The 22961-nt window shown below is 46.8% G+C and carries 35 protein-coding genes; all 35 read left to right on the top strand.

All coding sequences use genetic code 11. The features are described from left to right. The first annotated feature begins 23 nt into the window (after positions 1 to 23). The 35 genes from rpoC (at position 24) to rpsK (ending at position 22833) form a co-directional block, all read left to right on the top strand. Positions 24 to 3638, top strand: a complete 3615-nt coding sequence (gene rpoC / locus CRG97_RS29585) for a DNA-directed RNA polymerase subunit beta' (protein ID WP_098749102.1) — start codon at positions 24 to 26, stop codon at positions 3636 to 3638. Between the two features lie 168 nt (positions 3639 to 3806). Beyond that, positions 3807 to 4058, top strand: coding sequence for a ribosomal L7Ae/L30e/S12e/Gadd45 family protein (locus CRG97_RS29580; RefSeq protein ID WP_006212931.1), 252 nt, complete (start codon positions 3807 to 3809; stop codon positions 4056 to 4058). Between the two features lie 140 nt (positions 4059 to 4198). After that, positions 4199 to 4618 (top strand): 30S ribosomal protein S12, encoded by a 420-nt coding sequence (gene rpsL, locus CRG97_RS29575; protein WP_006212930.1) that lies wholly within the window; start codon positions 4199 to 4201, stop codon positions 4616 to 4618. Between the two features lie 53 nt (positions 4619 to 4671). Further along, positions 4672 to 5142 (top strand): 30S ribosomal protein S7, encoded by a 471-nt coding sequence (gene rpsG / locus CRG97_RS29570; RefSeq protein ID WP_006212929.1) that lies wholly within the window; start codon positions 4672 to 4674, stop codon positions 5140 to 5142. 48 nt (positions 5143 to 5190) lie between these two features. After that, on the top strand, positions 5191 to 7272 hold the full coding sequence (fusA, locus tag CRG97_RS29565; protein ID WP_098749101.1) for an elongation factor G: 2082 nt from the start codon (positions 5191 to 5193) through the stop codon (positions 7270 to 7272). Between the two features lie 95 nt (positions 7273 to 7367). After that, positions 7368 to 8558: an elongation factor Tu gene (tuf, locus tag CRG97_RS29560; RefSeq protein ID WP_076326226.1), complete on the top strand. Its 1191-nt coding sequence runs from the start codon at positions 7368 to 7370 to the stop codon at positions 8556 to 8558. Positions 8559 to 9017: 459 nt separating this feature from the next. Beyond that, a complete protein-coding gene (gene rpsJ, locus CRG97_RS29555; protein WP_006212922.1) occupies positions 9018 to 9326 on the top strand; it encodes a 30S ribosomal protein S10 in 309 nt (102 codons plus the stop codon). Between the two features lie 41 nt (positions 9327 to 9367). After that, positions 9368 to 9991, top strand: coding sequence for a 50S ribosomal protein L3 (gene rplC, locus CRG97_RS29550; RefSeq protein ID WP_076326225.1), 624 nt, complete (start codon positions 9368 to 9370; stop codon positions 9989 to 9991). 26 nt (positions 9992 to 10017) lie between these two features. Further along, positions 10018 to 10641: a 50S ribosomal protein L4 gene (rplD, locus tag CRG97_RS29545; protein WP_098749100.1), complete on the top strand. Its 624-nt coding sequence runs from the start codon at positions 10018 to 10020 to the stop codon at positions 10639 to 10641. After that, the gene (gene rplW, locus CRG97_RS29540) at positions 10641 to 10934 is read left to right on the top strand and encodes a 50S ribosomal protein L23 (RefSeq protein ID WP_006212919.1); all 294 of its coding nucleotides are present in this window, start codon (positions 10641 to 10643) and stop codon (positions 10932 to 10934) included. Before rplD ends, rplW begins: the two co-directional genes overlap by 1 nt. 29 nt (positions 10935 to 10963) lie before the next feature. After that, positions 10964 to 11794, top strand: coding sequence for a 50S ribosomal protein L2 (rplB, locus tag CRG97_RS29535; protein ID WP_076326223.1), 831 nt, complete (start codon positions 10964 to 10966; stop codon positions 11792 to 11794). Positions 11795 to 11865: 71 nt separating this feature from the next. After that, positions 11866 to 12141 (top strand): 30S ribosomal protein S19, encoded by a 276-nt coding sequence (rpsS, locus tag CRG97_RS29530; RefSeq protein WP_023964919.1) that lies wholly within the window; start codon positions 11866 to 11868, stop codon positions 12139 to 12141. 36 nt (positions 12142 to 12177) lie between these two features. Beyond that, positions 12178 to 12510, top strand: a complete 333-nt coding sequence (rplV, locus tag CRG97_RS29525; protein WP_015737624.1) for a 50S ribosomal protein L22 — start codon at positions 12178 to 12180, stop codon at positions 12508 to 12510. 13 nt (positions 12511 to 12523) lie between these two features. Next, positions 12524 to 13189, top strand: coding sequence for a 30S ribosomal protein S3 (gene rpsC, locus CRG97_RS29520; protein ID WP_006212915.1), 666 nt, complete (start codon positions 12524 to 12526; stop codon positions 13187 to 13189). 2 nt (positions 13190 to 13191) lie between these two features. Further along, positions 13192 to 13626 carry a 50S ribosomal protein L16 gene (gene rplP, locus CRG97_RS29515; RefSeq protein ID WP_009589221.1) on the top strand — a complete coding sequence of 145 codons (435 nt, stop codon included), beginning with the start codon at positions 13192 to 13194 and terminating at the stop codon, positions 13624 to 13626. Then, positions 13616 to 13813 (top strand): 50S ribosomal protein L29, encoded by a 198-nt coding sequence (rpmC, locus tag CRG97_RS29510; RefSeq protein ID WP_098749099.1) that lies wholly within the window; start codon positions 13616 to 13618, stop codon positions 13811 to 13813. Before rplP ends, rpmC begins: the two co-directional genes overlap by 11 nt. A 44-nt stretch (positions 13814 to 13857) precedes the next feature. Then, positions 13858 to 14124 (top strand): 30S ribosomal protein S17, encoded by a 267-nt coding sequence (gene rpsQ, locus CRG97_RS29505; RefSeq protein ID WP_098749098.1) that lies wholly within the window; start codon positions 13858 to 13860, stop codon positions 14122 to 14124. Between the two features lie 36 nt (positions 14125 to 14160). Continuing rightward, a complete protein-coding gene (gene rplN, locus CRG97_RS29500; protein ID WP_006212911.1) occupies positions 14161 to 14529 on the top strand; it encodes a 50S ribosomal protein L14 in 369 nt (122 codons plus the stop codon). Between the two features lie 78 nt (positions 14530 to 14607). Next, entirely contained in the window at positions 14608 to 14964 is a 357-nt protein-coding gene (gene rplX, locus CRG97_RS29495; protein WP_006212910.1) for a 50S ribosomal protein L24, read from the top strand. A gap of 28 nt (positions 14965 to 14992) precedes the next feature. Beyond that, on the top strand, positions 14993 to 15535 hold the full coding sequence (gene rplE, locus CRG97_RS29490; RefSeq protein ID WP_076326221.1) for a 50S ribosomal protein L5: 543 nt from the start codon (positions 14993 to 14995) through the stop codon (positions 15533 to 15535). Between the two features lie 46 nt (positions 15536 to 15581). Beyond that, complete coding sequence (locus CRG97_RS29485; RefSeq protein ID WP_074961883.1) at positions 15582 to 15767, top strand: type Z 30S ribosomal protein S14; 186 nt, start codon at positions 15582 to 15584, stop codon at positions 15765 to 15767. A 33-nt stretch (positions 15768 to 15800) separates the two neighbouring features. After that, a complete protein-coding gene (rpsH, locus tag CRG97_RS29480) occupies positions 15801 to 16199 on the top strand; it encodes a 30S ribosomal protein S8 (protein WP_006212908.1) in 399 nt (132 codons plus the stop codon). Positions 16200 to 16228: 29 nt separating this feature from the next. Further along, positions 16229 to 16771 carry a 50S ribosomal protein L6 gene (rplF, locus tag CRG97_RS29475; RefSeq protein WP_076326220.1) on the top strand — a complete coding sequence of 181 codons (543 nt, stop codon included), beginning with the start codon at positions 16229 to 16231 and terminating at the stop codon, positions 16769 to 16771. Positions 16772 to 16882: 111 nt separating this feature from the next. Next, the gene (gene rplR, locus CRG97_RS29470; RefSeq protein WP_076326219.1) at positions 16883 to 17251 is read left to right on the top strand and encodes a 50S ribosomal protein L18; all 369 of its coding nucleotides are present in this window, start codon (positions 16883 to 16885) and stop codon (positions 17249 to 17251) included. Between the two features lie 26 nt (positions 17252 to 17277). Next, on the top strand, positions 17278 to 17775 hold the full coding sequence (gene rpsE / locus CRG97_RS29465; RefSeq protein ID WP_009589212.1) for a 30S ribosomal protein S5: 498 nt from the start codon (positions 17278 to 17280) through the stop codon (positions 17773 to 17775). A gap of 12 nt (positions 17776 to 17787) precedes the next feature. Beyond that, positions 17788 to 17973 (top strand): 50S ribosomal protein L30, encoded by a 186-nt coding sequence (gene rpmD / locus CRG97_RS29460; protein WP_076326218.1) that lies wholly within the window; start codon positions 17788 to 17790, stop codon positions 17971 to 17973. Between the two features lie 46 nt (positions 17974 to 18019). Then, positions 18020 to 18460 (top strand): 50S ribosomal protein L15, encoded by a 441-nt coding sequence (gene rplO, locus CRG97_RS29455; RefSeq protein WP_006212903.1) that lies wholly within the window; start codon positions 18020 to 18022, stop codon positions 18458 to 18460. Further along, complete coding sequence (secY, locus tag CRG97_RS29450) at positions 18460 to 19758, top strand: preprotein translocase subunit SecY (RefSeq protein WP_076326217.1); 1299 nt, start codon at positions 18460 to 18462, stop codon at positions 19756 to 19758. The genes rplO and secY overlap by 1 nt, the downstream gene beginning before the upstream one ends. A gap of 89 nt (positions 19759 to 19847) precedes the next feature. Beyond that, positions 19848 to 20492, top strand: a complete 645-nt coding sequence (locus CRG97_RS29445; RefSeq protein ID WP_009589204.1) for an adenylate kinase — start codon at positions 19848 to 19850, stop codon at positions 20490 to 20492. A 5-nt stretch (positions 20493 to 20497) separates the two neighbouring features. Then, the gene (map, locus tag CRG97_RS29440; RefSeq protein ID WP_098749097.1) at positions 20498 to 21250 is read left to right on the top strand and encodes a type I methionyl aminopeptidase; all 753 of its coding nucleotides are present in this window, start codon (positions 20498 to 20500) and stop codon (positions 21248 to 21250) included. Positions 21251 to 21254: 4 nt separating this feature from the next. After that, positions 21255 to 21566, top strand: coding sequence for a KOW domain-containing RNA-binding protein (locus CRG97_RS29435; protein WP_098749096.1), 312 nt, complete (start codon positions 21255 to 21257; stop codon positions 21564 to 21566). A gap of 2 nt (positions 21567 to 21568) precedes the next feature. Continuing rightward, the gene (gene infA, locus CRG97_RS29430; RefSeq protein ID WP_006212898.1) at positions 21569 to 21784 is read left to right on the top strand and encodes a translation initiation factor IF-1; all 216 of its coding nucleotides are present in this window, start codon (positions 21569 to 21571) and stop codon (positions 21782 to 21784) included. A gap of 131 nt (positions 21785 to 21915) precedes the next feature. Beyond that, the gene (gene rpmJ, locus CRG97_RS29425; RefSeq protein ID WP_003333770.1) at positions 21916 to 22029 is read left to right on the top strand and encodes a 50S ribosomal protein L36; all 114 of its coding nucleotides are present in this window, start codon (positions 21916 to 21918) and stop codon (positions 22027 to 22029) included. Positions 22030 to 22049: 20 nt separating this feature from the next. Then, positions 22050 to 22418 (top strand): 30S ribosomal protein S13, encoded by a 369-nt coding sequence (rpsM, locus tag CRG97_RS29420; RefSeq protein ID WP_006212897.1) that lies wholly within the window; start codon positions 22050 to 22052, stop codon positions 22416 to 22418. A 19-nt stretch (positions 22419 to 22437) separates the two neighbouring features. Further along, complete coding sequence (gene rpsK, locus CRG97_RS29415) at positions 22438 to 22833, top strand: 30S ribosomal protein S11 (protein WP_006212896.1); 396 nt, start codon at positions 22438 to 22440, stop codon at positions 22831 to 22833. The last annotated feature ends 128 nt before the right edge of the window (positions 22834 to 22961 follow it).

Here is a 22961-nt window from a genome sequence, read left to right as displayed (position 1 = left end):
ACTAGGTTGAGGAGGGTTGCTCCTTGTTGGACGTTAACAATTTTGAGTACATGAAAATCGGTCTTGCTTCACCGGAAAAAATTCGCTCTTGGTCTCGCGGAGAGGTGAAGAAGCCGGAAACGATTAACTACCGTACATTGAAGCCGGAGAAAGAAGGCCTGTTCTGTGAGCGGATTTTCGGTCCGCAGAAGGACTGGGAATGTCATTGCGGTAAGTATAAGCGTGTCCGTTATAAAGGAGTAGTCTGCGATCGCTGTGGCGTTGAAGTAACACGCGCTAAAGTCCGTCGTGAACGGATGGGCCATATCGAGCTTGCGGCTCCTGTATCGCATATTTGGTATTTCAAAGGGATTCCAAGCCGTATGGGTCTGGCTCTGGATATGTCCCCAAGATCTCTTGAGGAGATCATTTACTTCGCATCTTATGTTGTAACCGATCCAGGAGATACACCGCTGGAGAAGAAGCAGCTGTTGTCCGAGAAGGAATACCGCAGCTACCGTGAAAAGTACGGCTACGGATTCCAAGCAGGCATGGGTGCTGAAGCGGTTAAGAAGCTTCTTCAAGACATCGATGTTGACAAAGAGCTTGAGTTCCTTAAAGAAGAACTGCGCACTGCACAGGGTCAACGCCGCAACCGGGCCATCAAACGCTTGGAAGTGATTGAGGCGTTCCGTAACTCCGGCAACAATCCGGAGTGGATGATCATGGATGTGCTGCCAGTCATTCCACCGGAGCTTCGTCCGATGGTTCAACTTGATGGTGGACGCTTTGCGACCTCCGACTTGAACGATCTGTACCGTCGCGTTATTAACCGGAACAACCGTCTGAAAAGACTGCTGGATCTCGGTGCGCCGGATATTATCGTACAGAACGAGAAGCGCATGCTGCAGGAAGCTGTCGATGCACTGATCGATAACGGCCGTCGCGGTCGTCCGGTCACAGGTCCTGGTAACCGTCCGCTTAAATCCCTCAGCCACATGCTGAAAGGTAAGCAAGGACGTTTCCGTCAGAACTTGCTCGGTAAACGGGTTGACTATTCCGGTCGTTCCGTTATCGTTGTAGGTCCTTACCTGAAAATGTACCAATGCGGTCTGCCTAAGAAAATGGCGCTTGAGCTCTTCAAGCCGTTCGTTATGAAAGAATTGGTCAACAAAGGCCTTGCACATAATATCAAGAGTGCGAAGCGCAAAGTAGAACGTGTAAGTCCAGAAGTATGGGATGTGCTCGAAGAGGTTATTAAAGAGCATCCGGTTCTTCTGAACCGTGCACCGACGCTCCACAGACTCGGTATCCAAGCATTTGAACCGATTCTGGTTGAGGGCCACGCGATCCGTCTTCATCCGCTCGTATGTACAGCATATAACGCTGACTTTGACGGTGACCAAATGGCGGTTCACGTTCCTTTGTCTGCTGAAGCTCAAGCTGAAGCTCGTCTTTTGATGCTGGCATCGGGTAACATTCTGAACCCGAAAGACGGTAAGCCGGTTGTTACGCCTTCTCAGGATATGGTACTGGGTTCCTTCTATCTCACGATGGATAACAAGGAAGAGAAAGGTACCGGCATGATTCTGGGCAGCGTGAACGAAGCGGTTTCCGCTTATCAGCGTGAAGCAGCTGGTCTGCATGCACGCGTAGCGATTCCGGTTAAAGCCCTGGGCAAAACATGCTTTACGGAAAAACAGCAGAATGCGATGTTGGTTACGACGATCGGCCGGATTATCTTTAACGAGATTTTCCCTGCCAGCTTCCCTTATATCAATGAAGCGACTCGTACGAACCTGCTGCAAGGTACGCCTGAGAAGTATTTCGTATATGAGAAGGGTGCAGATATTCAAAAAGTGATTCAAGAACTGCCAATCAGCGGTGCTGTTGGTAAGGAATATCTGGGTTCCATTATTGCACGATGCTTCGAAACGTATCATACAACCGAAACCTCTGTGATTTTGGATAAAATCAAGCAGATCGGTTTCACATACTCTACTCGTGCAGGCGTAACCGTTGCGGTATCCGACGTTATCGTACCTGACGAGAAGAATGAAATTCTGAAAGAGTCCGACGAGAAGGTTAAAGTGGTAACGAACCAATATCGCCGCGGCTTGATTACGAATGAAGAACGTTATGACCGTGTTATCGATATCTGGTCCAAGACCAAAGACGATATTACGGAAGTACTCATGAAATCGATGGACCGCTTTAACTCCATCATGCTCATGGTGGATTCCAAAGCGCGGGGTAACAAATCGCAGATCACTCAGCTCGGTGGTATGCGGGGTCTGATGGCGAACCCGTCGGGTCGTATCATCGAACTCCCAATCAAATCGAACTTCCGTGAAGGACTGACGGTACTCGAGTACTTCCTGTCCACGCACGGTGCGCGTAAAGGTCTTGCCGATACAGCGCTTCGTACCGCTGACTCCGGTTACTTGACTCGTCGACTTGTTGACGTGGCCCAGGATGTTATCGTTCGCGAAGATGAGTGCAGCACGGATAAAGGCTTTACCGTTAGCCGTATTCAGGACGGTAAAGAAGTTATCGAGGATCTCTATGACCGTATCGAAGGACGTTATGCATTTGAAACCGTTCGTCATCCGGAAACGAAAGAGATCATCGTGAATCGTAACGAATTGATTGACTCCGACAAAGCTGAGGAAATTGTAGCAGCTGGTGTTGAGAAGCTTCAAATTCGTTCCATCTTGAGCTGCCGTGCACGTTATGGCGTCTGCAAAAAATGTTACGGCCGTAACCTGGCTACTGGTAAGCATGTTGAGATTGGTGAAGCGGTTGGTATTATCGCAGCTCAATCCATCGGCGAACCGGGAACACAGCTCACGATGCGTACGTTCCACACAGGCGGCGTTGCCGGTGATGATATTACACAAGGTCTTCCGCGTATCCAGGAGCTCTTTGAAGCCCGTAATCCTAAAGGTCAAGCGACCATTAGTGAGATTGATGGTGTGGTTAAAGAAATCCGCGAAACGAAGGACCGTCGTGAAATCGAAATTCAAGGTGAAGCTGAAACAAAAGTTTACGCAGTTACCTACGGCTCCCGTCTGCGCGTAAGCGAAGGCAAGCACATTGAAGCCGGGGATGAACTGACCGATGGTTCCATTGATCCGAAGGAAATGCTTCGCATCAAAGGTATCCGTGGTGTGCAGAACTACATCCTTCAGGAAGTACAACGCGTATACCGTAACCAGGGCGTAGAAATTAACGATAAGCACGTTGAAGTTATGATCAGACAGATGCTGCGTAAATTCCGTATCGTTGATGCGGGAGATACAAATCTGCTGCCAGGCTCCTTCGTGGATATGCATGAATACGAGACAGCCAATAAAGACGCTATTCTTTCCGGGAAAGAACCAGCGGTTGCCAAACCGGTTCTCCTCGGGATTACAAAAGCATCTCTCGAAACCGATTCGTTCTTGTCAGCAGCCTCCTTCCAGGAGACAACTCGCGTGTTGACTGACGCTGCCATTAAAGGTAAAGTCGATCAGCTGCTTGGTCTGAAAGAGAATGTTATCATTGGTAAACTGATCCCTGCTGGAACGGGTATGAACCGTTATCGCAGCGTGAAGTTCGCGGGACAAAACGATGTGAATGACGAAAGTCAGGAACTCGAAACAGCATCTATAGATTAAGAGACAGTCAGGTGACGGGGAGATTTTCGCGTCGTAAGACGCTGAATTTCTCCGTCCCAATGTTTCTTTTTCCTGATTTAATAGCTTGACATCGCTTAGGGCAGATGCTAATATAGCAAAGGTGCGTGAATAGTTTCTTTGTTCCCTGTTCTTTTGGAGGAATGACTTGTGTCTAATGATAAAGGATTACAGGATGCACACATCAAGATTGGCACCAAACAAACGATGAAGGCCGTTGAATCCGGTTTGGCTGCAGAGGTTTATGTGGCTGAAGATTGCGACCAACGTTTGATTTCAAAAGTCGTATCCGAGTGTGATAAGAATGGCGTGCATATCAACTATGTACCCACGATGATAGAGCTTGGAGAAGCATGCGGTATTGAAGTTGGTGCAGCTATGGTAGCTGTCTTGAAATCATGATTTGAGAAATCGTTTTTGTTGGAGAAGGCGTTACTTCTCTCGGCAAAAACTTTTCATTTGTCCTTTTATGAACCGCCTGGGTCTGTGGACTTAAACGGGGTTGTAATTAGGATGATAAATACGGGAAGGGGGTGGCTAGCATGCCAACAATTAACCAACTGGTTCGCAAGGGCCGTCAAGCTAAAGTTTACAAATCGAAATCTCCAGCTCTTCAAAAAGGTTTTAACGCTTTGAAACGTGAGGAGACCGACTTGAGCGCTCCGCAAAAACGCGGTGTATGCACTCGTGTAGGCACAATGACGCCGAAAAAACCGAACTCCGCACTTCGTAAATATGCTCGTGTTCGCTTGACGAACCGCATTGAGGTGACGGCTTACATTCCGGGTATCGGACATAACTTGCAAGAGCACAGTGTTGTATTGGTTCGCGGTGGACGGGTAAAAGACCTTCCGGGTGTACGTTACCATATCGTTCGCGGCGCACTTGATACCGCTGGTGTAAACAACCGGATGCAAGCTCGTTCCAAATACGGCACGAAGCGTCCTAAAGCAAAAAGCTAATTGATGCTCATGTTTTCGTAACATGACTCATGACTGAAGAAAGGGGGATATCCATGCCACGCAAAGGTCCAGTAACTAAAAGAGACGTGCTGCCAGATCCAGTGTATAACAGCAAGCTGGTAACTCGTCTGATCAACCGCATCATGTTGGATGGTAAAAGAGGTGTTGCTCAAAGCATCCTTTACAATTCGTTCAACATCATCAAGGAACGTACTGGTAATGATCCGATGGAAGTGTTTGAAGCAGCTATCAAGAACATCATGCCAGTATTGGAAGTTAAAGCTCGTCGTGTCGGCGGTGCTAACTACCAGGTTCCAATCGAAGTTAAACCAGAGAGACGTACATCCCTTGGATTACGTTGGCTCGTAAACTACTCCCGCAACCGCGGCGAGAAAACCATGGAAGAGCGTTTGGCGGCTGAGATCATCGATGCTTCCAACAACACAGGCGCTTCCGTTAAGAAACGCGAAGATACACACAAAATGGCTGAAGCGAACAAAGCGTTTGCTCACTACCGTTGGTAGGATTCGGCAACTAATTTTACACTTTAATTTTGAAGGGAGACTATTCGCATGGCGACAAGAGAGTTCTCCTTGAAAAATACACGTAATATCGGGATCATGGCGCATATTGATGCTGGTAAAACGACCACAACAGAGCGGATTTTGTTCTACACAGGCCGTACTCATAAAATCGGTGAAACCCATGAGGGTTCCGCTACTATGGACTGGATGGAGCAAGAGCAGGAGCGCGGAATTACCATTACTTCCGCCGCGACTACCGCTTCTTGGAAGGGTCACCGCGTTAATATTATCGACACCCCGGGGCACGTTGACTTCACAGTAGAAGTTGAACGTTCCCTTCGTGTATTGGATGGGGCAGTAGGTGTATTCAGTGCGAAAGAGGGCGTAGAACCTCAGTCGGAGACGGTTTGGAGACAAGCAGACCGTTACGGTGTACCGCGGATCGCATACGTAAACAAAATGGATATTATCGGTGCCGACTACTTGAACGTAGTTAAAGATATGAGAGAGCGTCTGCAAGCGAACGCGGTAGCGATTCAGCTTCCGATCGGTGCAGAGAATGATTTCATTGGCATCATCGATGTTATCGAGGAAAAAGCCTTTATGTATAAGGATGACCTTGGTCAAAACATCGAAGAAACCGAAATTCCAGCAGAATTCAAGGATCAAGTGGAAGAGCTTCGCAACGAGCTTGTTGAGAAGGTAGCAGAACTTGACGAAGACTTGACAATGAAATATCTTGAAGGTGAAGAAATCACCATAGCTGAGTTGAAAGCTGCTCTGCGTAAAGGTGTTGTCGAAGTTAAGATCTTCCCAGTTATCTGTGGATCTTCTTACCGTAACAAAGGCGTTCAGTTGATGCTTGATGCCGTAATCGATTATTTGCCGGCTCCAACTGATGTTCCAGACATCAAGGGTACCCATGAAGATGGAACTGAAGCTATCCGGCATTCTTCCGATGAAGAGCCGTTCTCGGCTTTGGCATTCAAAATCGCTACGGACCCTTATGTTGGTAAGCTGACTTTCTTCCGCGTATATTCGGGTGTACTGCAATCCGGCTCTTACGTACTGAATGCAACTAAAGGCAAACGTGAGCGCATTGGTCGTATCCTTCAAATGCATGCGAACAGCCGTCAAGAAATTTCCGAAGTATTCGCCGGAGATATCGCAGCTGCCGTAGGTTTGAAAGATACGGGTACAGGTGATACACTATGTGATGAGAAAGACCCGGTTATCTTGGAGTCCATGAACTTCCCTGATCCGGTTATCGAAATCGCAGTTGAGCCTAAAACAAAAGCTGACCAAGATAAATTGGGTGTAGCTCTCGGTAAGTTGACTGAAGAGGATCCAACTCTTCGTGCACATACTGATGAAGAAACCGGCCAAACGATCTTGGCAGGTATGGGTGAGCTTCACTTGGACATCATCATCGACCGTATGCGTCGTGAGTTCAAAGTAGAAACCAACGTGGGTAAACCACAGGTAGCTTACCGCGAAACATTCCGTCAACCAGCTCGCGTTGAAGGTAAATTCGTTCGTCAGTCCGGTGGTCGTGGTCAATACGGTCACGTATGGGTTGAGTTCGAACCTCTGGAAGCAGGTAGCGGTAATCAATTCGAGAGCAAGGTTGTCGGTGGTTCCGTACCAAGAGAATACATTGGTCCAGCACAACAAGGTATTGAAGAGCAAATGAAGAACGGTGTACTCGCCGGCTTCCCGCTTGTTGACGTTAAAGCAACAATCGTCGACGGTTCATACCATGATGTTGACTCCAATGAAATGGCGTTTAAAATCGCCGGTTCCATGGCTTTGAAAGCAGCTAAAGACAAGTGTAAGCCTGTCCTGCTCGAGCCTATTATGAAAGTTGAAGTTACCGTGCCTGAGGAATACATGGGCGACGTAATGGGTATGCTGAACTCCCGCCGTGGACGTATCGAAGGTATGGACTCCCGTGGTGGTACTCAAATTATCCGTGCGAAAGTACCTCTTTCCGAAATGTTCGGTTACTCCACTACCCTTCGCTCCGGTACACAAGGACGCGGTGTGTTCTCCATGGAACTCTCCCACTACGAAGAAGTTCCTAAGAATATCTCCGATGAAATTGTGTCCAAGATCAAAGGCGGAGAGTAATAACGTTTTACCTGCTGGATAGGAGGCGGGACCAACATCCCGTTCACTCCGCTTCCGGCCCAACATATATATCCCCTTAAGGAGGAATTGTTCAAATGGCAAAGGCTAAATACGAACGTACGAAACCCCATGTTAACATCGGCACTATCGGTCACGTTGACCATGGTAAAACAACTTTGACAGCTGCAATCACATCTGTATTGTCCAAAACTTACGGTGGTGCTGCAATGTCTTTCGATCAAATCGACAAAGCTCCAGAAGAGCGCGAACGCGGTATCACAATCTCTACTTCCCACGTAGAGTATGAAACTGACGCTCGTCACTATGCGCACGTTGACTGCCCAGGTCACGCTGACTATGTTAAAAACATGATCACTGGTGCAGCTCAAATGGACGGAGCAATCCTGGTTGTATCCGCAGCTGACGGCCCAATGCCGCAAACTCGCGAGCACATCCTGTTGTCCCGCCAAGTAGGCGTTCCTTACATCGTTGTATTCTTGAACAAATGCGACATGGTTGAAGACGAAGAGCTCTTGGAATTGGTCGAGATGGAAGTTCGCGATCTGCTGAACGAGTATGACTTCCCAGGCGACGACACTCCGATCACTCGTGGTTCCGCTCGTGAAGCTCTGCAAAACCCAGATGGCGAATGGGCACAAAAAATCGTTGAAATGTTCAAAACAATCGACGAGTACATCCCATTGCCTGAGCGCGACACTGACAAGCCTTTCTTGATGCCTGTCGAGGACGTATTCTCCATCACTGGTCGTGGTACCGTTGCTACAGGTCGTGTAGAGCGTGGTACGATCAAAGTTGGTGACGAGATCGAAATCGTTGGTATCGCTGAAGAAACTAAGAAATCCGTTGTTACGGGCGTTGAGATGTTCCGTAAATTGCTGGATTCCGCACAAGCTGGTGACAACATCGGTGCATTGCTTCGTGGTGTTGAGCGTACTCAAATTGAGCGCGGTCAAGTACTTGCTAAGCCTGCTTCCGTTAAACCACACACAGAGTTCACAGCTCAAGTATACGTACTGAGCAAAGAAGAAGGCGGACGTCATAAGCCTTTCTTCACTGGCTACCGTCCACAGTTCTACTTCCGTACTACGGACGTAACTGGTGTGATCAACTTGCCAGAGGGTTCTGAAATGGTTATGCCTGGTGATAACATCACTGTAACGGTTAACCTGATCAACCCAATCGCGATTGAAGAAGGAACTAAATTCTCCATTCGTGAAGGCGGCCGTACCGTAGGTGCTGGTTCCGTTGCTTCCATCATTAAATAATTAAGGCTTACGAATAGCCTTGAATATAGAAACAGTGTATTGTAACGAGCAACAATGTGATGTCCTGATAAAAGAGTCTGATCCTTTTGGATCAGGCTCTTTTACTTTAGGGATCAGCCCCAATAATCTAATTACATTCTCTGATGGATATCAGTTATTTAATTCGAAACTTTCTATTATATATAATAGAAAGATCGTTACATTATGATATGCAAAAACCGATGAAATCTATTAGCCAAGTTCTGCAACTTTCGGTTAAAGATGCAAATACATATTAATTATGAATTAGTGCTTGCAATACGCCTATCTTTTATATATAATAGTGAATGTTGTTCTGCGACGTTGCGATGATGTGAGAGGTTACCGACACACCCGGCCCCTTTGCCATGAGGTGGGTGGTTGGAAAATTTTCGCGGAGTATGTCCGATACCAAATTGGGCGATAGAAGGAGGGAATAAAATGGCAAAGCAAAAAATTCGTATTCGCTTGAAAGCATACGACCACAGAGTTCTTGATCAATCCGCTGAGAAAATTGTTGAGACAGCAAAACGTTCGGGTGCTGGTGTATCCGGTCCGATCCCGCTTCCAACTGAGAAACAAATAATTACCATTCTCCGTGCGGTGCACAAGTATAAGGATTCTCGGGAACAGTTCGAAATGCGTACACATAAACGCTTGATCGACATCGTGAACCCGACTCCACAAACTGTGGATGCCTTGATGCGCTTGGACCTGCCGTCCGGTGTAGATATCGAAATCAAACTGTAAGCATTGCATAATGAATTAGAGAAGAGAAAAGAGGTGTCAACATGAAAGGTATCTTAGGTAGAAAGCTCGGAATGACTCAAGTGTTTACCCCTGAGGGTGTTGTAATTCCTGTAACGGTTATCGAAGCAGGTCCTTGTGTTGTTCTTCAAAAGAAAGATCTGGAAAACGACGGATACGAAGCGATTCAAGTCGGTTTCTCTGATAAGAAAGAGAACAGATCTAACAAACCAGAAGCAGGCCATGCGAAAAAAGCAAACACTGCGCCTAAGCGCTACGTTCGCGAAATTCGCGGTGTTGACCTCGCGAGTGTCGAGGTTGGACAAGAGCTGAAGGCTGATGTCTTCGCAGAAGGCGAATTTGTTGACGTAACGGGTATCTCCAAAGGTAAAGGTTTCCAAGGTGTAATCAAACGTTGGGGCCAAAGCCGCGGACCAATGTCTCACGGTTCCCGTTATCACCGTAGACCAGGTTCCATGGGTTCGATCCAGGCAAACCGTGTTCCTAAAGGAAAACGCCTGCCAGGTCACATGGGCAATGAGACAGTTACGATTCAAAAGCTCGAGGTTGTCAAAGTCGACACAGAGCGTAACGTAATCCTTGTTAAAGGCTCCATTCCTGGACCTAAAAAAGGTTTCGTTCAAATCAAAGAAACGGTGAAGAAATAATCGCCTAAAGAAAGGAGGAACAAAGAATGCCTAAAGTAGCACTTTATAATGTCAGCGGTAGCCAAGTTGGCGAAGTAGAATTGAATGAAGCTGTGTTTGGCATCGAGCCGAACGTACACGTATTGCACAGTGCAGTATTGTTGCAGCGCGCTTCCCTTCGTCGTGGTACCCACAAAGTAAAAGGACGTTCTGAAGTACGCGGCGGCGGACGTAAGCCTTGGAAACAAAAAGGTACTGGCCGTGCTCGTCAAGGTTCGATCCGTTCTCCACAATGGAAAGGCGGCGGTGTGGTATTTGGACCAACTCCGCGCAGCTACACGTTTAAACTTCCTAAGAAAGTTCGTCGTTTGGCTATCAAATCCGCATTGTCTTCCAAAGTGATTGACAACGCAATTATCGTATTGGATCAATTGACGCTGAATACGCCGAAAACGAAAGAGTTTGCTAACATCCTTAGCAACCTGAAAGTAGGCCGTAAAGCTCTGATCGTTGCTCCAAGCTATGATGATAATGTAGCCCTTTCCGCACGTAATATTCCTGGTGTGAAATTCGTAGCGGCTGACGGCATTAATGTTCTTGACGTAATGTCGTACGATCAACTGATCATAACGAAGGAAGCAGTTCAGAAGGTAGAGGAGGTGCTCGCGTAATGAAAGACCCACGCGATATAATCAAGCGCCCGGTGATCACGGAACGTACGGCTGACTACATGGCAGAGCTGAAATATGCTTTTGAAGTGGATATCCGCGCTAACAAGACCGAGATCAAGCAAGCTGTCGAATCTATTTTTAAAGTTAAAGTGTCGAATGTGAATACGATGCGTGTCCCTGCTAAACCAAAGCGTTATGGCCGTTATTCCGGTTACACAACCGAATGGAAAAAGGCGATCGTGACTTTGGCTCCAGACAGCAAACCGCTCGAGTTCTTTGAATCGGTTGAATAAGAATTTCTTAAGTAAGGAGGGAAAATTCAGTGCCTATTAAAAAGTATAAACCGACATCCCCGGCTCGACGCAACATGTCCGTGTCGACTTTCGAAGAAATCACCACGAATCAGCCGGAGAAATCGTTGCTGGCTCCGCTGAGCAAAACAGCTGGCCGTAACAACCAAGGTAAAATTACGGTTCGTCACCATGGCGGCGGACACAAGCGTAAATACCGTATCATCGACTTCAAACGGAATAAAGACGGCATTCCAGGTCGCGTTGCTACAATCGAATACGACCCGAACCGTACTTCCAACATCGCTCTGATTCACTATGTAGATGGTGAAAAGCGTTATATCATCGCTCCTAAAGGTCTGAAAGTTGGAGACCAAGTAGTATCTGGAGTAGGTGCTGACATCAAGATTGGTAACTCACTTCCACTGGAGAACATTCCGGTAGGTACCGTTATCCACAACATCGAATTGAAACCAGGTAAAGGCGGACAATTGGTTCGTGCTGCTGGTACAGAAGCTCAACTTCTCGGTAAAGAAGATAAGTACGTAACTGTTCGTCTTTCTTCCGGTGAAGTTCGCCGCATCCTAAAAGTTTGCCGTGCAACCATCGGTTCTGTGGGTAACCAAGACCATGAGTTGATCAAAATCGGTAAAGCTGGTCGTAGCCGCTGGCTTGGACAACGTCCTGAAGTACGTGGTGTGGTAATGAACCCTAACGATCACCCTCACGGTGGTGGTGAAGGCCGCGCTCCAATCGGACGTAAATCGCCTATGTCTCCATGGGGTAAACCAACCCTTGGTTACAAAACACGTAAAAAAGGTAAAGCTTCTGACAAATATATCGTTCGCCGCCGCACGAAGTAATGCGCGATTGTGCATAGCTTCGTGACAGGCTCGAAGGTAACGAGACAATTTGGTGAAGGGAGGATTTCAATATGAGCCGTAGTTTGAAAAAAGGACCTTTTATTGACGGATATCTGCTCAAAAAAGTGGAGGACATGAACAGCGCAAGCAAAAAGGCTGTGATCAAAACCTGGTCCCGCCGCTCCACTATTTTCCCGCAATTTATCGGTCACACGTTCGGAGTATACGATGGTCGTAAACATGTACCTGTATATGTAACAGAGGACATGGTAGGACACAAGTTGGGTGAGTTCGCTCCAACTCGTACTTACAAAGGTCATGAAGATGATAAGAAAACAAGAAGATAATTAATGAAGCTCTTTGTTTGAGAGGAGGTTAAACATATGGAAGCAAAAGCACATGCTAGATCGATTCGTATTGCTCCTCGTAAAGCTCAACTCGTTGTTGACTTGATCCGTGGTAAGCAAGTGGGCGAAGCGATCGCAATTCTTCGTCACACTCCGAAAGCTGCATCTCCGGTTGTTGAGAAGCTTTTGAACTCGGCTATCGCAAACGCTGAGCATAACTACTCTTTGGATGTAACTAAATTGGTTGTGACGCAAGCTTATGTCAACCAGGGACCGACTATGAAACGTTTCCGCCCGCGTGCGATGGGACGTGCAAGCCGGATCAATAAACGCACCAGCCACATTACTTTGGTGGTAGCTGAAAAATAAGGAGGGAAAACGTGTGGGCCAAAAGGTAAATCCAGTAGGACTCCGTATCGGTATTATCCGTGATTGGGAATCCAAATGGTATGCAGGCAAAGACTTCGGTGATCTTTTGCTGGAAGACGTGAAAATCCGTGAATACCTGAAAAATAAATTGAAAGACTCCGCTGTATCTCGTATCGAAATCGAGAGAGCGGCTAATCGTGTGAACGTGACGATCCACACTGCGAAGCCTGGTATGGTTATCGGTAAAGGTGGGTCCGAAGTAGAAGTACTGCGCGGACAAGTGACTAAAATTGCCGGCGGTAAAAAAGTTCACATCAACATTTCTGAAATTAAAAACCCTGAACTGGACGCTATTCTTGTTGCTGAAAGCATTGCACAACAGTTGGAACGTCGTGTGTCTTTCCGTCGTGCACTGAAACAAGCAATTCAAAGAACTATGCGCTCTGGAGCAAAAGGGATTAAAACATCGGTCAGCGGACGTCTTGGCGGAGCCGAGATTGCTCGTACGGAAGGCTACAGTGAAGGAACTGTTCCACTTCATACGCTTCGTGCAGACATCGACTATGGTACAGCAGAAGCGCATACGACTTACGGCCGTATCGGCGTGAAAGTATGGATCTATCGTGGAGAGGTTCTTCCTACGGCTAAGAAACAAGCTGCTCAGGAAGGAGGCAACTAATCATGTTGGTACCAAAACGTGTAAAACACCGCAAACAACAGCGCGGCCATATGAGAGGTCAAGCTAAAGGCGGTACTGAACTGAACTTCGGCGAATTCGGTCTGCAAGCTACAGAACCAGGCTGGATCACGAACCGTCAGATCGAAGCTGCTCGTATCGCAATGACTCGTTACATTCGTCGTGGCGGTAAAGTATGGATCAAGATTTTCCCGGATAAGCCGATTACTCAAAAGCCTCTCGAAGTGCGGATGGGTAGCGGTAAAGGTAACGTAGAGAAATGGGTTGCCGTTGTAAAACCAGGCAAGATCATGTTTGAACTTGGAGGCGTGTCCGAGGAAATCGCCCGCGAAGCGATGCGTCTCGCCGCTCACAAGCTGCCTGTTAAAACGAAGTTTGTGAAACGAGAAGAAGTGGGTGGTGAAGCAAATGAAAGCTAATGAACTGCGCAACTTAACCACTGCAGAAATCGAGCAAAAAATCGCCGGATTTAAAGAGGAACTCTTTAACCTCCGTTTTCAATTGGCCACAGGCCAGCTTGACAACCCTACTCGGATCCGTGACGTTCGCAAAGAAATAGCTCGTGCTAAAACCGTTATCCGTCAAAGAGAACTTGGGATTAGTTAATGATACGGAACTCACTGTTCTGAATTCAGGAAGGAGGCTAACAAATGAGCGAAGAACGCAATGCTCGTAAAGTGCAAGTAGGTAAAGTTGTCAGCGATAAAATGGATAAAACCATTGTTGTAGCTGTTGAAACTTATAAGAAGCATGACTTGTATCACAAACGCATTAAATACACGAAAAAATTTAAAGCGCATGATGAGAACAATCAAGCTCAAATCGGAGATACCGTTAAAATCATGGAAACTCGTCCTCTCTCCAAAGACAAGCGCTGGAGATTGGTAGAAGTGGTTGAAAAAGCGGTTATCATCTAAGATATGATCAGTTTTTGATGGAAGGAGGAAATTTAAATGATTCAACCATTTACACGTTTAGCTGTTGCTGACAACTCCGGTGCGAAGGAACTGATGTGTATCCGCGTATTGGGTGGTACTGGTCGTCGTACAGCTCAAATCGGTGATTTGATCGTATGTTCCGTCAAACAAGCAACACCAGGCGGCGTTGTCAAAAAGGGTGATGTAGTAAGAGCGGTAGTCGTTCGTACGAAACGTTCTGTACGTCGTAAAGACGGATCCTACATCTCATTTGACGAGAATGCAGCTGTTGTTGTTAAAGACGACAGAAGCCCACGCGGAACTCGTATTTTCGGACCAGTTGCTCGCGAACTTCGCGAAAGAGACTACATGAAAATCGTTTCCTTGGCTCCGGAAGTAATCTAAATAACACCCCAAAAAGTGACGTAACTTTTCGGGAACCCGATAAATAGTTGAACTGGCTAGTCATAGGAGGTGTAACGAATGCCTAAAGTGAAAAAAGTTCTGGAATCCCATAGCAACAAACTGCACGTGAAAAAGGATGATACTGTTATCGTCATCAGCGGCAAAGACAAAGGCAAAAAAGGCCGTGTCATCGCAGCGTACCCTCGTGAAAATCGTGTTTTGGTTGAAGGTGTGAACATGATCAAGAAGCACCAGAAGCCAAACCAAATGAACCCACAAGGCGGTATCATCGAGAAGGAAGCTCCGATCCATGTATCGAACGTTATGCACGTTGATCCGAAGAGCGGAAAAGTAACCCGTATCGGTTACAAAGTACTGGACAACGGTAAAAAAGTTCGCGTAGCAAAAAGATCCGGAGAAGTTATCGATAAATAAGACGGTTTAGAAAGGAGGTCCTTGAATCATGGCAGCAAGAATGAAAGAACGTTTTTTGAACGAAGTAACTCCTGCTCTGATGCAGAAGTTTAGCTATAAGACAGTAATGCAAGTACCAAAAATCGAGAAGGTTGTCGTCAACATGGGTGTAGGTGACGCTGTAGCTAACTCGAAGGTGCTTGATTCCGCTGTGAACGACATGCAGCTGATTGCTGGTCAAAAACCGGTTATCACCCGTGCGAAGAAATCCATCGCGGGATTCAAACTGCGTGAGAACATGCCTATCGGTGTGAAGGTAACACTGCGCGGTGAGCGTATGTACTACTTCCTCGACAAGCTGTTCAACGTTACGCTTCCACGTGTACGTGACTTTCAAGGCGTGTCCACCAAAGCATTTGACGGACGCGGTAACTATACGCTCGGTCTGAAAGAGCAACTCATTTTCCCTGAAATTGAGTATGACAAAGTGGATAAAGTTCGCGGTATGGACATCGTTATCGTAACGACTGCTAAAACCGACGAAGAATCCCGTGAACTGCTTGCTCAACTGGGCATGCCTTTCGCGAAATAAGACGGTTGTCCTTTTCTCCGAAACTATTTAGGAGGTGTCAGGCTAAGTGGCAAAAACTTCGATGAAAGTTAAACAACAACGTACACCGAAATATAAAGTACGGGCATATACCCGTTGTGAACGTTGTGGTCGCCCACATTCGGTACTGCAGAAGTTTAAAATTTGCAGAATTTGTTTCCGTGAATTAGCTTATAAAGGCCAGATTCCTGGCGTGAAAAAAGCAAGCTGGTAAGAAGTTTATAAACGGGAAGGAGGTTTATCCTACATGACTATGTCCGATCCAATTGCAGATATGCTAACTCGTATTCGTAACGCGAACACGGTTCGCCACGAAACAGTAGAAATGCCTGCTTCGACGATTAAAAAACAAATCGCTGACATTTTGAAGCGTGAAGGCTTCATCCGTGATGCAGAGTTTGTGGAAGACAATAAACAAGGGATCATTCGTGTATTCCTGAAATATGGTTCCAACAACGAACGTGTAATCACAGGTCTGAAAAGAATCAGCAAACCAGGTCTTCGCGTTTACACGAAGAGCAACGAAGTACCTCGCGTACTTGGTGGTTTGGGTATTGCGATCATCTCCACGTCTAAGGGAGTTATGACCGACAAAGAAGCTCGTCAATCCAAAGCTGGCGGAGAAGTTCTCTGCTACGTATGGTAATCAACGTCACAAGATAGGAGGTGTAATGAATGTCCCGTATTGGTCGTAAACCAATTGCTATTCCTAACGGTGTGGAAGTCACACTGGATAACACTGTAATCACTGTAAAAGGACCTAAAGGTACCTTGACTCGTGAACTGCATAAAGACATGCAAATTACAGTAGAAAACAACGAGATCAATGTTGTTCGTCCTTCCGACAACAAAACACATCGCTCTCTTCACGGCACGACCCGCAGCGTTGTCTCAAATATGGTCAACGGTGTAACTGAAGGATTCTCGAAAAACCTTGAGTTGGTAGGTGTCGGGTACCGTGCAAGCAAAACCGGAGATAAAATCGTTCTGAACGTGGGTTACTCCCACCCAGTTGAAATTACACCGGAAGCTGGTATCGAATTTGAAGTACCAACAAACACAAAAATCACCGTTCGCGGTATCGATAAAGAGCGCGTAGGTGCATACGCAGCTAAGATCCGTTCCGTACGTGAGCCTGAGCCATACAAAGGTAAAGGTATTAAATACGAAGGTGAACGCATTATCCGTAAGGAAGGTAAAGCTGGTAAGAAGAAATAAGTTAGCTAACCGGGGTCTCACCTGGTGGATAACTTACTTCTTCTCCCATACTTACCCGATGCGTCTAAAAGCGAAGCTCTTAAGGCAAAACTGAAGGGAGGAAATGGAAACATGATCACGAAACAAGACAAGAACAAAGCTCGTCTGAAAAGACACCTGCGTGTCCGTAAGAAAATCCAAGGCACAGCAGAACGTCCACGTCTGAACGTGTTCCGTTCTTCGAAACACATCTATGCTCAATTGATCGACGATGTGGCTGGCGTGACTTTGGCATCAGCTTCTACGTTGGATAAAGAATTGGCTACTGATATCAAGAACGGCGGAAGCGTTGAATCCGCTCGTAAAGTCGGCGAACTCGTTGCAAAACGTGCTGCAGACAAAGGTTACAAAGTGATCGTATTCGATCGCGGTGGATACTTGTATCATGGACGTATTCAAGCACTTGCAGAGGCAGCTCGCGAGGCAGGCCTTGAATTCTAAGATATTTTCAAAAGGAGGTAAACGACTTGCGTGTAGATCCTAACACTTTAGAACTGACTGAAAGAGTAGTAAACATTAACCGCGTTGCTAAAGTTGTAAAAGGCGGACGTCGCTTTAGCTTTAGCGCACTGGTAGTTGTCGGTGATGGCAAAGGTTGGGTAGGAGCAGGTATCGGTAAAGCAGGCGAAGTACCGGATGCAATCCGCAAAGGTATTGAAGATGCTAAGAAAAACCTGATTCACATTCCACTTGTTGGAACAACTATTCCTCACCTCGTAACAGGTCACTTCGGAGCAGGCCGAGTATTGTTGAAGCCGGCATCTGAAGGTACTGGAGTTATCGCTGGCGGACCGGTTCGTGCAGTACTTGAACTGGCTGGCGTAGGCGACATTTTGACAAAATCTCTAGGTTCTTCGAACTCCATGAACATGGTCAATGCGACTTTGGAGGGATTGTCCCGCCTGAAGCGTGTTGAAGATGTTGCCAAGCTTCGCGGCAAATCCGTCGAAGAGCTGTTGGGTTAAGGAGGGAATCTCATGGCTAAACTTGAAATCACCCTCGTACGCAGCGTGATTGGTCGTCCAGAGGATCAGCGTGCAACCGTGAAAACACTCGGACTTCGTAAACTCAACCATTCCGTGGTTCAAAGCGACAATGCTGCAATTCGCGGAATGATCAAGAAAGTAAATCACCTGGTTTCTGTTAAAGAAATCGAAGGTTAATCCCGGGCAACGTATTCCCGGACATATTAAGGAGGTGCAACGAACGATGAAGTTACATGAGCTGAGCCCAGCACCTGGATCCCGCAAAGAACGCAAGCGCGTTGGACGCGGTACTAGTAGTGGTACGGGTAAAACATCGGGTCGCGGTCACAAAGGACAAAACTCTCGTTCCGGCGGTGGTGTACGTCCAGGCTTCGAAGGTGGACAGAACCCATTGTACCGTCGTCTTCCGAAGCGCGGTTTCGTAAACCCAACTCGGAAAGAGTACGCGATTGTGAACATCGAAGAACTTAACAGCTTTGCAGCAGGTACTGAAGTGACTCCAGAAGTTTTGGTTGAGAGCGGTATTGTTAACAATACAAAGAGCGGAATCAAAATTCTTGGCAACGGTGAAGTTACCGTTTCTTTGACTGTAAAAGCTAATAAGTTTTCTCAATCTGCGGTAGAGAAGATCGAGGCTGCCGGCGGTAAAACCGAGGTGATCTAATGTTTAAGACCCTGAAAAATATATGGCGTGTGGATGACCTTCGCAAGCGTATTTTGTTCACCTTATTCGTTCTGATCATCTTCCGTATTGGATCATTTGTTCCGGTTCCCGGCGTTAACAAAGATGTTTTTACCCAGACGAATCAGGCAGGCAATGAGTTGTTCGGTCTTCTTAACACGTTCTCGGGGGGCGCACTATCGCAGTTTTCGATCTTCGCCCTTTCGATATTTCCATATATTACTTCGTCCATTATCGTGCAGTTGTTGTCGATGGACGTCATTCCAAAGTTTGCGGAATGGAACAAACAAGGGGAACACGGGAAGAAGCAGTTGGCTCAAATTACTCGTTATGGTACGGTAATATTGGGATTGATTCAGGCGTTCGGTATGTCTGTCGGGTTTAACCGCCTGTATGGCATGGATATGGTGCCTGGAGCAACCACTATCGACTTTGTCGTGATCGCAATTGTGCTTACCGCAGGTACATCATTCTTGATGTGGCTCGGCGAACAGATTACGGAACGCGGAATCGGTAACGGTATTTCGATCATTATCTTTGGTGGTATCGCTGCTGGTATCCCAATGCACATTCGGACAACGATTGAATCGAATTTCATTCAGGATGGTCAAGTGTTTATGAACATTCTGAAGGGTGTTATCATCCTTTTGATTTTGATTCTGATCATTACCGGTGTTGTATTCATTCAGCAAGGTATCCGTAAAATTCCGGTTCAATACGCGAAGCGTGTTGTAGGAAACAAAATGTACGGCGGACAGAATACACACATTCCACTCAAGATTAACGGTGCAGGCGTTATCCCGGTAATCTTTGCGATGTCATTGCTGCAATTCCCGGTTATCCTGGCCAGCTTCTGGGCACACATGAATTGGGCGAAGTGGATTACGGCGAACCTGGCTTATGACAGCCCGCTTGGAATGGTACTGTATGTACTCATGATCATTGGTTTCACGTTCTTCTACACCTTCGTGCAGATGAATCCGAACCAAATGGCTGATAATATGAAGAAGAACGGCGGCTATGTTCCAGGCATTCGTCCTGGTAAAGCTACCGAGAAGTATCTGACTCGGGTTATGACCCGTCTGACCATGACAGGAGCGTTGTTCCTGGCCGTGATCTCTGTGCTTCCGGTGTTCTTTGGATCACTTGCAGGTCTTCCGCGTACGGTTCAGATCGGTGGTACTTCACTCTTGATCGTCGTCGGTGTTGCACTGGATACGATGAAGCAGATCGAAAGCCAATTGATCAAACGTCACTACAAAGGTTTTATCAATAAATAGGCGATAGGTTCCGGCGAGTGGTCTGTATCGCTTCCCGGCGCCTATTGTGTTGTTCTTGCTAGTCAATCAAGGGGAGGGAGTGACGTAAGGTGAACATCTTATTCATGGGTCCTCCTGGGGCAGGAAAAGGGACGCAAGCAGAAAACATCGTGAATGAATTCGGTATTCCTCACATTTCAACGGGCGATGCATTTCGTCTCGCGATCAAACAAGGAACTCCCATCGGGATTAAAGCGAAGGAATTCATGGATCAAGGTCTGCTGGTACCGGATGACGTAACGATTGGTATTGTGGAAGAGCGTCTGCAGCAGTCCGATTGCGAAAAAGGTTTTTTATTGGACGGTTTTCCAAGAACCCTTTCGCAAGCGGAAGCGCTGGATGACATTCTCGCCCGCTTGAATACTGGTCTCGATCACGTCATCAACCTGAAAGTTGATCGGGAAAAGCTTCTGGCTCGCCTTACTGGTCGCCGGATTTGCAAAAACTGTGGTTCGACTTATCATGTGATCTTTAATCCTCCTAAACAGGAAGGCATTTGTGATAAATGCGGCGGCGAATTGTACCAGCGCTCTGATGATAACGAAGAGAGCGTCGGCATTCGTTTAGACGAATATATCAACAAAACAGCACCACTCCTCACGTTTTATGAGAACAAAGGTCTTTTGCGTCAAATCGATGGTGATCAGGAAATCGACGCGGTTTCATCACAAATTGCGTCTATACTGAGAGGTTAAGTATAATGATCATTTGTAAATCCGAAACGGAACTGAGCTTGATGAGAGAAGCAGGAAGGATCGTGGCAGAATGCCACAAACTCCTTGCCGCTCATGTAGAACCGGGCATTACGACCGGGGAACTTGACCTTATGGCCGACAAGTTCATTCGAAGCCAAGGCGCTGTGCCATCTTTTAAAGGCTACAACGGATTTCCTTCCAGCATTTGCGCATCAGTCAACGAAGAATTGGTGCATGGATTTCCAGGCAAACGCAAATTAATCGAGGGTGATATCGTTACGTTTGATATCGGTGCACAGTACCAGGGTTACCATGGTGACTCGGCATGGACCTACGCTGTAGGAGAGATTTCCGAAGAGGCCCAGCGTCTGCTGGACGTAACGGAAGGATCGCTCTATGCTGGACTTGCGCTAATCAAACCCGATGTCCGCTTGTTTACAATCTCTCATGCCATACAGCGTCATATCGAGGATGCAGGTTTCTCTGTCGTCCGGGAGTACGTTGGTCATGGTGTGGGTACCGAACTGCATGAGGATCCGCAAATTCCGAACTATGGCATCCCTGACCGTGGACCAAGACTCAAACCGGGCATGGTGCTCGCGATCGAGCCGATGGTCAACTCGGGTAAGCGGAATGTCAAGACGCTGGAAGACAACTGGACGGTTGTAACGGTAGACGGCTCACTATGTGCTCACTTCGAGCATACGGTAGCAGTCACGCCGGATGGCATGGAAATTTTGACGAAGCTGCCGGAATAGGGTGATGAAATTGAATAATGAATTCACGATTCAACCCGGTCAGATTGTTAAGATACTGAAAGGCAGAGATGCCGGACAGTATGCCGTTATCGTTTCGATTGAGGACAGCAGGTTCGTGTGGATTGCGGATGGGGACAAACGCAAGTTTGACGGGGCCAAGAAGAAGAATGTTCTTCATCTTGAACCTCAATCCTACATTAGCAGTGAAGTGGTAAACAGTTTGCAAGAAAGCGGTCGGGTTACAAACGGTAAACTGCGTTTTGCACTGGACCGGTTTGTATCCGATAAATCCAAGGCAGATCAGAAAGGAGACTAACTGTGGCTAAAGAAGATGTCATTGAAGTCGAAGGAACGGTCATTGAGCCGTTGCCGAATGCTACCTTTAAAGTCGAGCTGGAGAATGGTCATCAGATTCTCGCTCATGTTTCCGGAAAGTTGCGGATGCACTTTATCCGTATCCTTACAGGAGACAAAGTGGTTGTACAACTCTCGCCGTATGATTTAACCAAAGGTCGTATCACGTACCGTAAATAGATTTAAGGTTCCCCTGGGGAATCAAGGAAAGCTGCGAAGCGGTTTTACTGACGTAAAACTCAGCAGCGGTAACAAACTACTTTAGTTTCGAAGCTGGTTTTACAACGTAAAACTTGGAGGAGGTAATTAGCATGAAGGTAAGACCTTCTGTAAAGCCTATTTGCGAAAAATGCAAAGTCATTCGCCGCAAAGGGAACGTAATGGTTATCTGTGAAAATCCGAAACACAAACAAAAACAAGGTTAAAGAAGGGGGTGTAGCGTAAAATGGCTCGTATAGCTGGTGTGGATTTACCACGTGACAAACGCGTTGAGATCGCCTTGACTTACATTTTCGGAATCGGTAAAACGACTTCCCAGAAAGTGTTGAAAGAAACTGGAATCAATGCAGACACTCGTGTCCGTGATTTGACAGAAGATGAAGTCAGCAAATTGCGCGAAACGATCGACGGTATGGTTAAGGTAGAAGGTGACCTGCGTCGTGAAATTTCCTTAAATATTAAACGTCTCACGGAGATCGGCTGCTACCGCGGTATTCGTCACCGTCGTGGATTGCCTGTTCGTGGTCAACGTACTAAAACGAATGCTCGTACACGTAAAGGTCCTCGTCGTACCGTAGCGAACAAGAAGAAATAAGAAAGGGGGATAATAGACAATGGCTAAACCAAAAAAAGTCGTACGTACTAAACGTCGTGACCGCAAAAATATTGAAAGTGGCGTGGCTCATATCCGCTCCACATTCAACAATACAATCGTAACGATTACGGATCCTCACGGAAACGCGATTTCTTGGGCAAGCTCCGGCGGCCTTGGATTTAAAGGTTCCCGTAAGTCGACCCCGTTCGCTGCGCAAATGGCTGCTGAATCAGCTGCCAAAGCGGCTATGGAACACGGTATGAAAGCGGTGGAAGTAATGGTTAAAGGTCCTGGTGCTGGTCGTGAAGCAGCAATTCGTTCTCTGCAAGCAGCAGGTCTCGAAGTAAACCTGATCAAAGACGTTACACCAATTCCACATAACGGATGCCGCCCACCAAAACGTCGTCGCGTATAATGAAGTCATCCTGTTAATGTGGTATAAATCCGTTGCAATCTGCTAATAATGGTTGTTTAGGCATACTACTACATGGATTACTGGATAAGATGACAGTTTCATATAGGAGCGACGTTTGAAGGAGGGGT

Source organism: Paenibacillus sp. EZ-K15, assembly GCF_002573715.1.
GTDB lineage: Bacteria > Bacillota > Bacilli > Paenibacillales > Paenibacillaceae > Paenibacillus_AQ.
This window is presented reverse-complemented; position numbering and strand designations above follow the sequence as displayed.

Excerpts from the sequence above, each read along its gene's own strand:
- rplD (WP_098749100.1), top strand. The coding sequence starts at position 10,018 with ATGCCTAAAGTAGCACTTTATAATGTCAGCGGTAGCCAAGTTGGCGAA.
- rplF (WP_076326220.1), top strand. The coding sequence starts at position 16,229 with ATGTCCCGTATTGGTCGTAAACCAATTGCTATTCCTAACGGTGTGGAA.
- rplR (WP_076326219.1), top strand. The coding sequence starts at position 16,883 with ATGATCACGAAACAAGACAAGAACAAAGCTCGTCTGAAAAGACACCTG.
- rpsJ (WP_006212922.1), top strand. The coding sequence starts at position 9,018 with ATGGCAAAGCAAAAAATTCGTATTCGCTTGAAAGCATACGACCACAGA.
- rpsS (WP_023964919.1), top strand. The coding sequence starts at position 11,866 with ATGAGCCGTAGTTTGAAAAAAGGACCTTTTATTGACGGATATCTGCTC.
- secY (WP_076326217.1), top strand. The coding sequence starts at position 18,460 with ATGTTTAAGACCCTGAAAAATATATGGCGTGTGGATGACCTTCGCAAG.
- rpsH (WP_006212908.1), top strand. The coding sequence starts at position 15,801 with ATGACTATGTCCGATCCAATTGCAGATATGCTAACTCGTATTCGTAAC.
- rplV (WP_015737624.1), top strand. The coding sequence starts at position 12,178 with ATGGAAGCAAAAGCACATGCTAGATCGATTCGTATTGCTCCTCGTAAA.
- rplP (WP_009589221.1), top strand. The coding sequence starts at position 13,192 with ATGTTGGTACCAAAACGTGTAAAACACCGCAAACAACAGCGCGGCCAT.
- tuf (WP_076326226.1), top strand. The coding sequence starts at position 7,368 with ATGGCAAAGGCTAAATACGAACGTACGAAACCCCATGTTAACATCGGC.
- rpmJ (WP_003333770.1), top strand. The coding sequence starts at position 21,916 with ATGAAGGTAAGACCTTCTGTAAAGCCTATTTGCGAAAAATGCAAAGTC.
- rplO (WP_006212903.1), top strand. The coding sequence starts at position 18,020 with ATGAAGTTACATGAGCTGAGCCCAGCACCTGGATCCCGCAAAGAACGC.
- rplE (WP_076326221.1), top strand. The coding sequence starts at position 14,993 with ATGGCAGCAAGAATGAAAGAACGTTTTTTGAACGAAGTAACTCCTGCT.
- rpsL (WP_006212930.1), top strand. The coding sequence starts at position 4,199 with ATGCCAACAATTAACCAACTGGTTCGCAAGGGCCGTCAAGCTAAAGTT.
- rplN (WP_006212911.1), top strand. The coding sequence starts at position 14,161 with ATGATTCAACCATTTACACGTTTAGCTGTTGCTGACAACTCCGGTGCG.
- map (WP_098749097.1), top strand. The coding sequence starts at position 20,498 with ATGATCATTTGTAAATCCGAAACGGAACTGAGCTTGATGAGAGAAGCA.
- rpmC (WP_098749099.1), top strand. The coding sequence starts at position 13,616 with ATGAAAGCTAATGAACTGCGCAACTTAACCACTGCAGAAATCGAGCAA.
- rplX (WP_006212910.1), top strand. The coding sequence starts at position 14,608 with ATGCCTAAAGTGAAAAAAGTTCTGGAATCCCATAGCAACAAACTGCAC.
- rpsG (WP_006212929.1), top strand. The coding sequence starts at position 4,672 with ATGCCACGCAAAGGTCCAGTAACTAAAAGAGACGTGCTGCCAGATCCA.
- rpsQ (WP_098749098.1), top strand. The coding sequence starts at position 13,858 with ATGAGCGAAGAACGCAATGCTCGTAAAGTGCAAGTAGGTAAAGTTGTC.
- rplW (WP_006212919.1), top strand. The coding sequence starts at position 10,641 with ATGAAAGACCCACGCGATATAATCAAGCGCCCGGTGATCACGGAACGT.
- rpsM (WP_006212897.1), top strand. The coding sequence starts at position 22,050 with ATGGCTCGTATAGCTGGTGTGGATTTACCACGTGACAAACGCGTTGAG.
- rplC (WP_076326225.1), top strand. The coding sequence starts at position 9,368 with ATGAAAGGTATCTTAGGTAGAAAGCTCGGAATGACTCAAGTGTTTACC.
- CRG97_RS29435 (WP_098749096.1), top strand. The coding sequence starts at position 21,255 with ATGAAATTGAATAATGAATTCACGATTCAACCCGGTCAGATTGTTAAG.
- rpsK (WP_006212896.1), top strand. The coding sequence starts at position 22,438 with ATGGCTAAACCAAAAAAAGTCGTACGTACTAAACGTCGTGACCGCAAA.
- rpmD (WP_076326218.1), top strand. The coding sequence starts at position 17,788 with ATGGCTAAACTTGAAATCACCCTCGTACGCAGCGTGATTGGTCGTCCA.
- fusA (WP_098749101.1), top strand. The coding sequence starts at position 5,191 with ATGGCGACAAGAGAGTTCTCCTTGAAAAATACACGTAATATCGGGATC.